The organism is Corynebacterium heidelbergense (assembly GCF_028609845.1).
Lineage (GTDB): Bacteria > Actinomycetota > Actinomycetes > Mycobacteriales > Mycobacteriaceae > Corynebacterium > Corynebacterium heidelbergense.
Genome location: NZ_CP063191.1, coordinates 1,974,465 through 1,987,185 on the forward strand (window position 1 = coordinate 1,974,465; position 12,721 = coordinate 1,987,185).

The 12,721-nt window shown below is 63.3% G+C and carries 14 protein-coding genes; 3 read left to right on the forward strand and 11 right to left on the reverse strand.

Annotated elements, in window-relative coordinates; all coding sequences use genetic code 11:
- Nucleotides 1-58: 58 nt before the first annotated feature.
- From CHEID_RS08730 to CHEID_RS08780, 11 genes are all read right to left on the reverse strand, one after another.
- Nucleotides 59-1,249 (reverse strand): dicarboxylate/amino acid:cation symporter, encoded by a 1,191-nt coding sequence (locus CHEID_RS08730; protein ID WP_112769112.1) that lies wholly within the window; start codon nucleotides 1,247-1,249, stop codon nucleotides 59-61.
- 10 nt (nucleotides 1,250-1,259) lie between these two features.
- Nucleotides 1,260-2,066: a type I methionyl aminopeptidase gene (gene map / locus CHEID_RS08735; RefSeq protein WP_112769111.1), complete on the reverse strand. Its 807-nt coding sequence runs from the start codon at nucleotides 2,064-2,066 to the stop codon at nucleotides 1,260-1,262.
- 32 nt (nucleotides 2,067-2,098) lie between these two features.
- A complete protein-coding gene (locus CHEID_RS08740) occupies nucleotides 2,099-2,644 on the reverse strand; it encodes an adenylate kinase (protein WP_112769110.1) in 546 nt (181 codons plus the stop codon).
- A complete protein-coding gene (gene secY / locus CHEID_RS08745; protein ID WP_112769129.1) occupies nucleotides 2,641-3,963 on the reverse strand; it encodes a preprotein translocase subunit SecY in 1,323 nt (440 codons plus the stop codon). The genes CHEID_RS08740 and secY overlap by 4 nt, the downstream gene beginning before the upstream one ends.
- A 228-nt stretch (nucleotides 3,964-4,191) precedes the next feature.
- Nucleotides 4,192-4,638: a 50S ribosomal protein L15 gene (gene rplO, locus CHEID_RS08750; protein WP_112769109.1), complete on the reverse strand. Its 447-nt coding sequence runs from the start codon at nucleotides 4,636-4,638 to the stop codon at nucleotides 4,192-4,194.
- A 2-nt stretch (nucleotides 4,639-4,640) separates the two neighbouring features.
- Nucleotides 4,641-4,826 carry a 50S ribosomal protein L30 gene (gene rpmD, locus CHEID_RS08755; RefSeq protein WP_112769108.1) on the reverse strand — a complete coding sequence of 62 codons (186 nt, stop codon included), beginning with the start codon at nucleotides 4,824-4,826 and terminating at the stop codon, nucleotides 4,641-4,643.
- Nucleotides 4,827-4,832: 6 nt separating this feature from the next.
- Nucleotides 4,833-5,486, reverse strand: a complete 654-nt coding sequence (rpsE, locus tag CHEID_RS08760; RefSeq protein ID WP_112769107.1) for a 30S ribosomal protein S5 — start codon at nucleotides 5,484-5,486, stop codon at nucleotides 4,833-4,835.
- Nucleotides 5,487-5,526: 40 nt separating this feature from the next.
- Entirely contained in the window at nucleotides 5,527-5,937 is a 411-nt protein-coding gene (gene rplR / locus CHEID_RS08765; RefSeq protein ID WP_112769106.1) for a 50S ribosomal protein L18, read from the reverse strand.
- Entirely contained in the window at nucleotides 5,937-6,473 is a 537-nt protein-coding gene (rplF, locus tag CHEID_RS08770) for a 50S ribosomal protein L6 (protein ID WP_112769105.1), read from the reverse strand. Before rplF ends, rplR begins: the two co-directional genes overlap by 1 nt.
- Nucleotides 6,474-6,486: 13 nt before the next feature.
- A complete protein-coding gene (gene rpsH, locus CHEID_RS08775; RefSeq protein WP_112769104.1) occupies nucleotides 6,487-6,894 on the reverse strand; it encodes a 30S ribosomal protein S8 in 408 nt (135 codons plus the stop codon).
- A 364-nt stretch (nucleotides 6,895-7,258) separates the two neighbouring features.
- Nucleotides 7,259-7,963, reverse strand: coding sequence for a hypothetical protein (locus CHEID_RS08780; RefSeq protein ID WP_146743832.1), 705 nt, complete (start codon nucleotides 7,961-7,963; stop codon nucleotides 7,259-7,261).
- 574 nt (nucleotides 7,964-8,537) lie between these two features.
- Between CHEID_RS08780 and CHEID_RS08785 the strand changes: the two genes are divergently transcribed.
- The 3 genes from CHEID_RS08785 to nadC all read left to right on the forward strand — a co-directional run bounded on the left by CHEID_RS08785 (nucleotide 8,538) and on the right by nadC (nucleotide 12,672).
- Nucleotides 8,538-10,343 carry an amino acid permease gene (locus CHEID_RS08785; RefSeq protein WP_202973253.1) on the forward strand — a complete coding sequence of 602 codons (1,806 nt, stop codon included), beginning with the start codon at nucleotides 8,538-8,540 and terminating at the stop codon, nucleotides 10,341-10,343.
- Between the two features lie 186 nt (nucleotides 10,344-10,529).
- Nucleotides 10,530-11,636 (forward strand): quinolinate synthase NadA, encoded by a 1,107-nt coding sequence (gene nadA / locus CHEID_RS08790; RefSeq protein ID WP_112769101.1) that lies wholly within the window; start codon nucleotides 10,530-10,532, stop codon nucleotides 11,634-11,636.
- Between the two features lie 124 nt (nucleotides 11,637-11,760).
- A complete protein-coding gene (nadC, locus tag CHEID_RS08795) occupies nucleotides 11,761-12,672 on the forward strand; it encodes a carboxylating nicotinate-nucleotide diphosphorylase (protein WP_112769128.1) in 912 nt (303 codons plus the stop codon).
- Nucleotides 12,673-12,721: the final 49 nt, after the last annotated feature.

Below are 12,721 nucleotides of genomic sequence, written 5' to 3' on the forward strand. Positions count from 1 at the left end.
CCTGGTGCATCGTCATGGCTTGGCATTGCACCACCCGACAACCCTACACGCGAGCTGGTCACGGCCCAAATTGGCGCGAGAGGTCGCCTTTCGCCAACCGGTTAACGATGAGCGCAATGGCCCCGTCTCCCGTGACGTTGGCGGCGGTTCCGAAAGAGTCGATAGCGATGTACGCGGCTATCATCAGGGCCACCTGCCCCTCGTCAAAGCCCAGTTGGCTTTGCAGCAGCCCGACTGCGGCCATGATCGCCCCGCCGGGCACCCCGGGCGCGGCGACCATCATGATGCCCAAGAGGAGGATGAAGCCGACCGCCGCCCCGGCCCCAATCCCCTGGCCGGTGAGGAAGAGAATAGCGAAGGCGAAGAGGCAGATCTTCATCATGGATCCGGACAGGTGCACGGTGGCGCACAGGGGCACCGCAAAGCCGGCCACGGATTCCCCCACCCCGTTGCGGATAGTCGACTTCAGCGTCACGGGAATAGTGGCAGCGGATGAGGAGGTGCCCAGCGCGGTGAAGTAGGCGGGCAGCATGTTCTTCAGCGCGGCGAGGGGATTGGTTTTCGCCACGGCCCCGGCGAGGAGATATTGGGCGACGAGCAGAATCCACGTCATGGCGGTGGCCAGCAGCAGGACCTTGCCGAAGGATGTGAGGGTTGTGATGAGGTTGCCGTTCATACCCAGGGAGAGAAACATGCCGAAGATGTAGATCGGCAGTACCGGGATGATGAACCCCTCGATGACCCGCATGATGGCGCCGCGGAGCTCCTCAGCCCCGGCCTGGAGCCGCCGGGCACCCGTGGCGGCCATGGCAATGCCCAGCGTGAATGCCAGCAGCAGGGCGGCCATCACTTCGAAGGGCGCGGGCATCTCGACGGTGAAGTAGGGCGCTAGGGCCCCTTTCTCCACGTCCACCGCCTGAACCATCGAGTTCCCGCGAAGCATGATCGGGTAGACGGCTGTGGCCACCAGGTAGGCGACCAGCCCGGAGACGATCGTGGAGCCGTAGGCGATTCCTGCCGTGACCCCGAGCCACTTTCCAGCGCCTGCGCCGAGGCTGGAGATGGCGGGGGTGATGAGCGCGAAAATGAGGACGGGGACGAAGAACTTAAGGAAGTTGCCGAACAACCCGTTGAAAGTGACGAACACCCGCCCCAGCCAGTCTGGGAAGAAGAGGCTGCAGATCACTCCCAGCACTATGGCGATGATGATCTTGAACAACAGGGAGGAGCGGATTCGGCGGACGTCCATACTGCAGATCCTATCGCCCGCGATATGCGCGCGGGGTAAGGATGCGCGGCCCTTCCGCCGTGGCGGCTACTGTGTGCTCCCAGTGGCTGGAGTAGGAACCATCTGCGGTCACGACGGACCATTCGTCGGCCAGGACGGTGGAATCCGGGGTACCCAGAGCCAACATAGGTTCGATGGCGAGCACGGAGCCCTCCACGATCTTCGGCCCGTGGCCGGGGTCGCCCTCATTGGGTAGGTAGGGATCTTCGTGCATGGCCCGGCCGATGCTGTGGCCACCGTAGCCGTCGACGATGTGGAGGGGCACGCCGAATTTCTCCTCCGCCCGAGCAGTGGCCTCCTCTAGGGCCCAGGACACATCGGTGAGGCGATTACCCGGGACCATTGCTTTAATCCCCTCGTCCAGTACCCAGGCAGTGGCCTCATTGAGACGATGGTGTTCATCGGCCAGCGTGCCGATACCGAAGGTCCAAGCGGAGTCCCCGACCCAACCGTCAAGGATCGCCCCGCAATCCACGCTGAGCAGGTCACCGTCGCGGAGCACCACGTCGTCGGCAGGTATGCCGTGAACGATCATGTCGTTCGGGGAGCTGCAGATAGATCCGGGGAACCCTTGATAGCCCTTGAAGGCGGGTACGGCTCCGGCCGATCGGATCACGTCTTCGGCGATGGCGTCCAATTCTAGGGTGGTGACGCCAGGGCCAGCAGCGTCACGAACAGCTTCTAGCGCCCGACCGACGATCTCGCCGGCAGCCTGCATCACCTGGAGCTGCTCAGGGTTTTTGGCCGCGATGACCCTCTTCTTCTTACGGAATGCCACAGTGTCTGCCAGTCGGATACGGAAGGGCCCCGCTACTTATCGAGGGCGTCGAGGGTGGCGGCGGTGATGTCCTCCACGTTGCCCTCGGCATCAATGTTCAACAGGATGTCCTGGTAGTGCTCGATGAGCGGGGCGGTTTCGGTTCGATACACCTCCAGGCGGGTGCGGATGGTGTCCTCGTTGTCGTCACCGCGACCGCGGGCTAGCATCCGCTCGACCACCACATCCTCGCTCACCACGTAGTTGATGACGTGGTCCAGACGGAGGCCTTTATCGGCCAGCATCTTTTCCAGCAGTTCGGCCTGCTCGATGGTTCGGGGGAACCCGTCGAGGAGAAACCCGTCGGCGGCGTCGTCATGCTCCAGGCGGTCCTGGACCATGTTTGCGGTGACCTCGGTGGGTACCAGCTTGCCCGAGTCGATGTATTCCTGTGCCTGCTTGCCCAGGTCCGTGCCCTTGGAGATGTTTGCCCGAAAGAGATCACCCGTGGAGATGTGGGGGATCGTGAGGGTGTCCGAGAGGAGGGCTGCCTGGGTGCCCTTGCCTGCACCGGGAGGGCCGAGGAGAACGAGTCTCATTTCAGGAATCCTTCATAGTTAGCTTGCATGATTTGCGATTCCACCTGCTTGACGGTTGTCAGCGCGACGGAAACGAGGATGAGGATGGCGGTACCACCGAACGGTAGATTCTGGCCGCCTGTCTGTACGCCCATGTTAATGAGAATGTTCGGCAGGACTGCGATGGCACCGAGGTAAATAGCGCCGACGATGAGGAGCCGGTTCATGACATAGCCGAGATATTCCGCCGTGGGACGGCCCGGGCGGATGCCGGGGATGAATCCGCCGTACTTCTTCATGTTGTCCGCCTGATCGTATGGATCGTATTGCACGGAGACGTAAAAGAACGAGAAGAAGATAATCAGGCCCAGGTAGATGAGGATGTACTGCCAAGCTGACGGGTCCGTTAGCGTTGTGACCACGTTGCGGTTCCACCAGTTGCTCTGGGTGCTGGGATTCGATGACCCGGATTGGATGATCTGAGTAATCAGGATGGGGACGGTCAGCAGGGAGGAGGCGAAGATGACTGGGATCACACCCGCCTGGTTCACCTTGAGCGGCAGGTAGGTGGAAGTCTCCCCGTACTGGCGTCGCCCAATCATTCGCTTAGCGTATTGCACCGGAACGCGGCGCTGACCCTGCTCGATGAAAACAACCCCGACCACCAGGATAAGAACCCCGGCCATCACGGCGGCAAAGACAACGCCGCCGGAGTTCTGCAGGATGGAGGCGCCCTCCGCGGGTAGACGGGTGGCGATGCCGGCGAAGATGAGCAGAGACATGCCGTTGCCGATGCCCCGGTCGGTCATAAGCTCGCCGAACCACATGAGCAGAACGGCCCCGGCGGTCATGGTCAACACCATGACAATCAGACCGAAGATACCCACGTCGGGCTTCAGCACCGGCACCCCCTGGCCGAGGAGCTGCTGCCGGTCGGCGAGCGCCACGATGCCGGAAGACTGGAGCAGCGCTAGCCCAACAGTAAGGTAGCGGGTGTATTCGGTCATTTTCGCCTGACCAGTCTGCCCCTCCTTTTTCAACTGCTCGAATCGGGGGATCACCACTGTGAGCAGCTGAACGATGATCATCGCCGTGATGTAGGGCATGATCCCAACCGCGAAGATGGAAAGCTGTAGCAGCGCGCCGCCGGAGAACATGTTGATCAGTCCGTACACGGGGGACCGTTCAGTGAGGTCCTGCACCCGCTGGTTGATCAGCTGATAATCCACCCCGGGGGTGGGGATCTGGGCGCCAATTCGGTACAGCACGATCAGCGCAAAGGTGAAGACGATCTTCTTGCGCAGATCGGCGTTCTTGAACGCCGAGGCGATGGCGGACAAACTTGCCTCCTGGGGGTGTTTAGCTGGCTGGTACCGGGGCTGTGTGGTCTCCGGCCCGGCGTGCAACCATTTGAGAATAGCAGCGTGCCCGGATGGGGGAAACACGCAGGAGCCACCGCTCGTCCTTGGCGGGGCCTGGGTGGATACGCAAAACCGCACCCCACGCTGGGAGGTGCGGTTCGTTACTGAGCCCGAGGGGCACGCCTTAACGGCGACCCCGACGGCTCCTTAAGCCTCGGTGGTCGAGCCACCTGCGGCTTCGATCTTCTCCTTGGCGGAGCGGGAGAACTTCTGGGCGGTGACGTTAATCTTCACGGAGATCTCGCCATTACCCAGAACCTTCACCGGCTGCTTAGCGCGGACGAGACCCGCGGAGACGATATCCGTCACGGTCACTTCCCCACCGTTCGGGAAGGCCTTCTCCAGATCGCCGACGTTGACCACCTGGTAGGTAATCTTCGCCGGGTTCTTGAAGCCCTTGAGCTTCGGCAGGCGCATGTGCAGCGGCATCTGGCCACCTTCGAATGCGGCCGAAACCTGCTTGCGGGCCTTGGTGCCCTTGGTACCACGACCGGCGGTCTTACCCTTGGACGCTTCACCGCGACCGACACGGGTCTTCGGCTTGTTAGCGCCCTTGGCGGGCCGGAGGTCGTGGAGCTTGATGGGTTCGCTCATCTTTACTCTCCTGCCACTTCTTCAACCTTGACCATGTGGCGCACAACGTTGATCTGCCCACGCACGGACGGTGCGTCCGGGCGAACAACTTCTTGGCCGATGCGCCGCAGGCCGAGGGAGCGCAGCGCGTCGCGCTGGCTCTTGCGTGTTCCAACAGTTCCTCGGAGCTGAGTGATTTTCAGTGCCATTGGTTCCTAGGCCCCCTGTCCTGCAGCGCGTGCGCGAAGCATGGCGGCGGGTGCAACCTCTTCCAGGGACTTGCCGCGGCGAGCGGCAACTTCCTCGGGGCGCACTAGCTGTTTTAGGCCGGCGACGGTTGCGTGGACGACGTTGATGGCGTTGTCCGAGCCCAGGGACTTCGACAGGATGTCCTGCACGCCTGCGCATTCGAGCACGGGGCGGGCAGCACCGCCGGCGATCACACCGGTACCCGGGGCGGCGGGGCGCAGGAGCACGATCCCCGCTGCGGCCTCACCCTGAACGGGGTGGGTGATGGTGCCGTTGATCATGGGGACGCGGAAGAAGTTCTTCCGGGCTTCCTCGGCACCCTTCTGGATGGCGGCGGGGACTTCCTTGGCCTTGCCGTAGCCAACGCCGACCATGCCTTGCCCGTCGCCGACGATCACAAGAGCCGTGAAGCTGAAGCGACGACCACCCTTGACCACCTTGGACACGCGGTTGATGGTGACGACTCGCTCCATGTACTGGTTACGCTCGTCCTGCTGGCCGCGGCGATCGTTGCGCCCGCCGCGGTCGTTGTTTCGCTCGTTGCCGCGGCCGCCGCGCTCGTTGCGGCCCCCACGGTTGTTATCGGCGGAGCGTCCGCCGTTACGGTCACGTTCCGACATCACGCGTTCCTTCCGTTGATGCTGTTCTTTGCGGTGATCATTAGAACTTCAGACCACCTTCACGAGCTGCGTCGGCCAGCGCTGCAACGCGGCCGTGGTACTGGTACCCGGCGCGGTCGAAGACCACGGAGGTGATACCGGCTTCCTTGGCGCGCTCGGCGATGAGCTGGCCAACCTTGGCGCCGCGGGCCTTCTTGTCGCCCTCCATGTTGCGCACGTCGGCTTCCATTGTGGACGCCGCTACCAGGGTGTGGCCGACAGTGTCGTCGATGACCTGGACGTGCATGTGCCGGGAGGTCCGGTGCACGACGAGACGCGGGGTCTCGGCGGTGCCGGAGAGGTTCTTGCGAATGCGGAAGTGACGGCGGGAACGTGCAACGCGACGGCGGGTGGAGATGTCCTTGCCCACCGGGAGACGCTTGCCGGACTTGTTGCTTTCGGTTTTGCTCATTACTTACCCGTCTTTCCGACCTTGCGACGGATCTGCTCACCTTCGTAGCGGATGCCCTTGCCCTTGTAGGGGTCATCCTTCCGCAAACGGCGGATGTTGGCGGCGATCTGTCCGACCTGCTGCTTGTCGATACCGGCGATGGAGAACTTGGTGTTACCATCCACGGCGAACGTCACACCTTCCGGTGCTTCGATGAGCACGGGGTGGGAGTAGCCGAGGGCGAACTCCATGTTCTTGCCCTTGAGCTGCACGCGGTAGCCAACACCGAAGATTTCCATCTTGATGGTGTAACCCTCGGTCACGCCGACGACCATGTTGTTGATCAGCGAGCGGGACAGGCCGTGCAGGGAGCGGTTCTTGCGGTGGTCATCCGGGCGGGACACGATAATCTCGTTGTCCTGCTGGGTGACGGAAATCGGCGCGGGGATCTGCTGGGACAGGGTGCCCTTGGGGCCCTTGACCTCAACGTCCTGGCCGTTGATGGTGACGGTGACGCCAGAGGGGACGGACACCGGTGCCTTGCCAATACGAGACATGGATGCTCCTCCTCTACCAGACGTAGGCGAGGACTTCGCCGCCCACGCCCTTGTTGTTGGCCTCACGGTCGGTCAGCAGGCCCTGGGAGGTGGAGATAATGGCCACACCCAGACCGCCGAGAACCTTCGGCAGATTGTTGGACTTTGCGTACACACGCAGGCCGGGCTTAGACACGCGGCGCACACCGGCCACAGAACGCTCCCGCGAGGGACCGTACTTCAGCTCGATCTGCAGGGTCTTGCCAGCCTTGCCGTCTTCACGATCGGCGACGGTGTAATCAGCGATGTACCCCTCCTGCTTCAAGATTTCGGCGATGTTCACCTTGAGCTTGGAGGAAGGCATCGAGACGGAATCGTGGAACGCGTTGGAAGCGTTCCGCACGCGAGACAACATGTCCGCGATGGGGTCAGTCATGGTCATAAGCGACCTATAAACCTTTCTCGTTGCGGTTCCCGCTAGATCCACCTAGGCGTTACCGGGCTTGGACGGTGACTAATCACGCTCCTCCAGGCCAAATAGCCTGGGGCGCTCGCTACCGTGTGTCGCTCGGCCGCAGCGGCGAGGGGCCTACAACAAAGTTGATGTACGGGAAGTGTCCCCACATCCGGGCAGGGACACGCTTCCGTAACCCGATTGGGCACAGGAAGACTGAATAAGCCTAGCAACCGGCGGAAACTTGGCCAAAATCCTGCCTTCTCGCCCGGCAGCGGCTTCCTCTCAGGAGGTAAAACGCTGCCTCCTGCGGGGAACCGTCACTTCCCACCGGGGACCCGTCAGCGCGGTGCTAGGACACTCCTGCGCACCCTAGGGATCCCAAAGGGGGCCGGGTATCTGAGGGCCACCGGCATTGGGAAAGGTCCACGGTTATGCTGACGTGCTCGCCATTGCGGTTCGCATACTGGCTTCGCAGCGGAGCCTGCCCATAATCCAGGAACAACTCTCTCGTTGTGCTTTCCCTGCTCCCATTGTCCCCTCCGTTCTTCGCCGTGACGGTGGCCGGGGCGTCCAGTTGCAGGAAAACAACCCTCTCACCCGGGCTAATGGGGTTTGCGTATTCCGGCTGGTAACTGGCCTTGAATTCCTGCATGCTCCTGGCCCGCACCGTCCCGGTGAACGTGTAGTTGCCGGTAGCGCCCGACCCGCCGGAAGTACCCGGGGCTGGAGCTCCGCCTCCGGCTGCCCCACCACTCGGTGCGGAACCACCCCCGCCGGCATCGGAATAGATGTAAACGTGGGCGTCGTTCCCGCCGGCACAATGCACGGTTGCCCCACCCGAACAGCTCATGGTGTACGTCGTTGACGTGGACGGGGAAGTCGCCACGACAGTCTGGTTGGCGTTGCCAGTACTGATCCACTGCTGGATGAAGGTGTCGTACACGATTTGGGCAAACCCCTCGGTGGTATTCGGCCCAGCGGCGAACCGCGGGTACTGCGCCGGACTCCGCTGCGCCCCAGCTTGGGCGCCTCCGCCCAAGCTGGGGGATGGCATGGCCACCGCACTGCTCGGGGCCGGGGATTGCACGGGGTCCGAATGATGCGGGGTACTACAGCCGGCACACTGCAAGGCACCTACGCCACACGCAGCGAGAACAGCTATCCGCGCCGTCTTACGGTTCGGTTTTAGTCCGCTCTGCATGCCGATCCCCTGCTTTCATCTCGTCGAGGCAACCGAAACGAACCCTCTCCACTCGAAAGTTAGCACGCTAGTCCCGGCCACTCTTGGGGTCTGCCAACCTGCCACCCCCTTCTGCGTAGGAATTCGATGCTCGCAGCAGGTTAGAAACCACTTCACGGGCGTAGCATTTTCCTCTGTGAACTCATCCAACGCAGGCAATGGCCCGAGCCCCCAGTCACTGGCTCGGCCCATGGGCGCAGAGCCCACCTCCGCTGACCAGGAGTCCCCGGGGGCCGCCCTGGCTCAGGTGGATCCTCCCCAGGAACCGAGCGGTTTCAAAAGGTGGCTCCTCAAACCCAACGAAGACGAGGGTGAACCGGCCCACACCTTGCCCGGCCCGCACGGGACCCCACCGAACAAGGAGCACCGTCGCCCCTGGTGGCAGGTCATGTGCCTCACCGGTGTGGACTACTTCTCCTCCCTCGGTTATCAACCGGGCATCGCGATGCTCGCGGCCGGACTGTTGGCCCCGCTGGCCACGATCGTGCTCGTTCTGCTCACCGTGTTGGGCGCCCTGCCCGTTTACCGCCGCGTGGCCCAGGAATCCCCCACCGGGGAGGGTTCTATCCGCATGCTGGAGCGCCTCATGCCCCGGTGGTGGGGCAAGCTGTTCGTCCTGGTCCTTCTCGGCTTCGCCGCAACGGACTTCCTTATCACCATGACCCTGTCCGCGGCAGACGCCGCCGAGCACTTGGTTTCCAACCCCTTAGCCCCGCACTGGCTCCACGGCGCGACGTTATGGGTCACCCTCACTATGCTCGCGTTACTGGCAGCGGTTTTCCTCAAGGGGTTCACGGAGGTCATTGGGGTTTCCGTCATCCTCGTCTTTGTCTACCTCACGTTAAATGTCATCGTCCTGGTCACCGGGGTGGTGGGTATCTTCTCCGAACCCCACGTCGTCCTGGAGTGGCGGAACCTTGCGGAAAGCCAGCACGGCGGCAACTGGGCGGCGATGATCGGCATTTCCCTCATCGTCTTCCCCAAGCTCGCTTTGGGCATGTCCGGTTTCGAGACTGGCGTGGCCGTGATGCCCCAGATCCGGGCGCGCAACCTGGAGGAGCGCATCCGCGGCGCCCGTAAATTGCTGGCGACATCCGCAACGATCATGTCCATTGCTCTCCTGCTCAGCTCTGCGGTGTGCACCCTGCTCATCCCCCAGGAGGAGTTCCAGCCCGGCGGCAGCGCCAATGGCCGCGCCCTGGCTTACCTGGCGCACGAACGGCTGGGGAACGGTTTCGGCACCGTCTACGACATCTCCACAATCCTCATCCTGTGGTTCGCCGGGGCCTCCGCAATGGCCGGCCTGCTCAACCTCGTGCCGCGATACCTGCCCCGCTACGGCATGGCCCCCGAGTGGGCTCGCCTCACCCGGCCGTTGGTGCTGGTCTTCGGTCTCATCGCCGTTGCCGTCACGGTCTACTTCAAAGCGGATGTGGACGCCCAGGGCGGCGCGTACGCCACCGGCGTGCTGGTGCTCATGACCTCCGCGGCAGTGGCTGTGGCACTCTCCGCCCGCAAGAAAGCTCAGAAGAAGCAATTCATCGGCTTCACCGCCGTGGCCGTGGTCTTCCTGTACACCACCATCACCAACATCATCGAACGCCCCGAGGGTGTTCAGGTGGCTTCGCTGTTCATCCTCGCCATCATCGCGGTATCCATCATCTCTCGCGTCCAGCGGGCCTTCGAACTGCGCACCAGCAGCGTGGCCTTCGATGAAAAGGCAGTGGAATTAGTCCAGCATGTGGTCCGCTCCGGGGGCGGCGAGCGCATTGTCCTCATCGCCCACGACCCCCATCGCCATTCCTTCGCCGATTACGTGGAAAAGGAAAGTGTCCAACGGCGCATCAACCGCCTGCCCGGGGACCTCATCCCGCTGTTCGTGGAAATTCAACTACGTGATGCCTCGGAGTTCTCCACGGACCTTCTGGTGAAGGGAATGGAGCGTTATGGCCATCATGTGCTGCAAGTGGAGGCACCATCCATTGGCAACTCCATGGCCGCCGTGCTGCTCCACCTTAGGGACATGACGGGCATTGTTCCGGACGCCTACTTCGAGTGGTTCGAGGGCAATCCCTTTGCCAGTTTCATCCGCTTCCTCTTCCTCGGCGAAGGAGAAAATGCTGCGGTCGCCCACGAAGTATTGCGCCGCGCCGAAAGCAATCCTTCCGAGCGCCCCCGGGTCCACGTGGGTTAACCGCCCCGCCGGCAGTGATGTAAACTTTGCCCATTACCCCAGCTAAAGGCCTATGCGGGGCACCGGCCTCCTTTCCCGGGCCGTTCCGTTCCCCGCGATGGTCTGTACCGGCGCCCCGGTTGGTGGCGTCCGGAAACAGAAGAAAACCGAAGCACCCTCCCCTCCCCGACGAAGGCAGCAACGTCCATGACCGTGGCCCCATCCCCGCATCCATCTCCCGCCACAGCGGCAGTTTCCTGCTCCACCGCTTCTCCCACGACTGCCGCCCCCACAACTGCGTCCGCCACGACCGTCACGGCGGATCGCCCCTGGGAGCAGTGGAGCAAGGAGCGTTGGAGCGATTGGACACACGAGGTTCGCCGCCTCGCCGAGGAAAACAACGCCATCATCCTGGCTCACAACTATCAACTGCCCCAGATTCAGGACATTGCCCACCACGTGGGTGATTCCCTGGCCCTATCGCGCATTGCCGCCGATACCGATGCGGATACCGTGGTTTTCTGCGGTGTGCATTTCATGGCCGAGACCGCGAAGCTCCTCTCCCCCGGGAAGAGGGTTCTTATTCCGGACGCCAATGCCGGATGTTCCCTGGCCGATTCCATAACGGCAGAGGACCTGCGGGCTTGGAAAGCAGAGCATCCTGGGGCCGTTGTTGTCTCCTACGTCAACACCACCGCAGAGGTAAAAGCGGAAACGGATATCTGCTGCACCTCCTCCAATGCTGTGGACGTGGTGAACTCCATTCCCGCTGACCGGGAAGTCCTCTTCTGCCCCGATCAGTTCCTCGGCGCGCATGTGCAGCGGGAAACCGGCCGCGAAAACCTACGCATTTGGATGGGCGAATGTCACGTCCACGCGGACATCTCCCCCACCTCCTTGGAACAGCGCGTGCGCGAGACTCCGCACGCCGAGCTGTACGTGCACCCCGAGTGCGGCTGCACCACGTCCGCCCTGTGGATGGCCAGCAGCGGCGAGTTCGACGCAGAACGCACCCATGTGATGTCCACCGGCCAGATGTTGGACGCGGCCCGTGGGGAGACCAACTCCGCCGTGCTGGTCGCCACCGAAGTGGGCATGCTCCACCAGCTCCGTCAGGCGAACCCCAACACCGAGTTCACCGCCGTCAACCCGGAGGCCGCGTGCCCATTCATGCAGATGATCACACCGCCAAAGCTGCTGGAATGCCTGCGCAACGGCACCGACGAGGTGGAGGTCCCGGCGGACATCGCCGAGCGGGCGCGGGGGTCCGTGGAGCGGATGATCGCCATCGGTCAACCCGGCGGCGGTGAGTAAGCCGGTGGTGGACATCGCCTCGCCATCCCCGGCGCGCTCGGCCGACGGCACTGGCCCAACCACCCCGTCCTCCCCACTCTTCGAGGCGGCACTATCCTGCCTGTCCACGGCGACGAGGACAGCCCTGGACAACGCCCGTGACCTCGGGTTACCTACGCACTACGCCCTCGAGCTCGTACTGAGCACCCTCACGGAGGACCTATCCTGGGGCCCGGACGTCACCACAAACGCCACCCTCGGCACGGACGCACGCGGAACCGCGGCGATCAATAGTCGGCAATCCGGGTGCCTGGCGGGGGTCCCTCTCGCCGCTGCGGCCTTCGAAATCCTGCCCATCATTGTGGACGCCCCCAACCCCGCGCAGCCGGACGGGAGCCCGGGGGAAAGCACCGCCTGCCAGGTAGACATCAAGGCGGCGGACGGGAGCACCGTTCGACCCATCACGACAGTGCTGACCGTCAGTGGCCCGCTGCACATCATCCTCACCGCGGAACGCACCGCCCTTAACATCCTCTCCCAGCTATCGGGCGTGGCAACGGCGACGGACGCGTGGGTAAAGGCGCTGCGCGGCACCTCCGCGCGGGTTCGGGATACCCGCAAGACCCAGCCGGGGTTGCGCATCGCTCAGAAGTATGCCGTGCGCTGTGGTGGGGGCGTCAACCATCGCATGGGACTGGGGGACGCCGCGCTGATCAAGGACAATCACGTCGCCGCAGTCGGATCCATTGGCGCGGCTGTGCGGGCGGTTCGGGAAAAGGCGCCGAACATCCCCATCGAGGTGGAGTGCGACACTCTGGAGCAAGTGCGGGAGGCGGTGACTGCCAGAGTCCCGTTGATTTTGTTGGACAATATGAGCCCGAAAACAGCCCGAGCTGCCGTAGACGTTGCCCGGCGCGGCGGGGTGCGTACGGAAGCCAGTGGCGGGCTGAGCATCGAGGATGCCGCAGAATTCGCCGCCACCGGGGTGGATTACATCGCCGTCGGGGCGCTGACGCACTCTCCCACGGTCCTCGACCTGGGTCTGGATCTGGCCTAAGGCTGGCCCGAGGGAGGGCGGGCGAGGGAGGGAGGGCCGAGCGCACGGG

Excerpts from the sequence above, each read along its gene's own strand:
- rpmD (WP_112769108.1), bottom strand. The coding sequence starts at position 4,826 with ATGGCACTGAAAATCACTCAGCTCCGAGGAACTGTTGGAACACGCAAG.
- rplF (WP_112769105.1), bottom strand. The coding sequence starts at position 6,473 with ATGTCTCGTATTGGCAAGGCACCGGTGTCCGTCCCCTCTGGCGTCACC.
- CHEID_RS08785 (WP_202973253.1), top strand. The coding sequence starts at position 8,538 with ATGTGCCTCACCGGTGTGGACTACTTCTCCTCCCTCGGTTATCAACCG.
- rpsH (WP_112769104.1), bottom strand. The coding sequence starts at position 6,894 with ATGACCATGACTGACCCCATCGCGGACATGTTGTCTCGCGTGCGGAAC.
- CHEID_RS08780 (WP_146743832.1), bottom strand. The coding sequence starts at position 7,963 with ATGCCATCCCCCAGCTTGGGCGGAGGCGCCCAAGCTGGGGCGCAGCGG.
- CHEID_RS08740 (WP_112769110.1), bottom strand. The coding sequence starts at position 2,644 with ATGAGACTCGTTCTCCTCGGCCCTCCCGGTGCAGGCAAGGGCACCCAG.
- nadA (WP_112769101.1), top strand. The coding sequence starts at position 10,530 with ATGACCGTGGCCCCATCCCCGCATCCATCTCCCGCCACAGCGGCAGTT.
- CHEID_RS08730 (WP_112769112.1), bottom strand. The coding sequence starts at position 1,249 with ATGGACGTCCGCCGAATCCGCTCCTCCCTGTTGTTCAAGATCATCATC.
- rplR (WP_112769106.1), bottom strand. The coding sequence starts at position 5,937 with ATGAGCAAAACCGAAAGCAACAAGTCCGGCAAGCGTCTCCCGGTGGGC.
- rpsE (WP_112769107.1), bottom strand. The coding sequence starts at position 5,486 with ATGTCGGAACGTGACCGTAACGGCGGACGCTCCGCCGATAACAACCGT.
- rplO (WP_112769109.1), bottom strand. The coding sequence starts at position 4,638 with ATGAGCGAACCCATCAAGCTCCACGACCTCCGGCCCGCCAAGGGCGCT.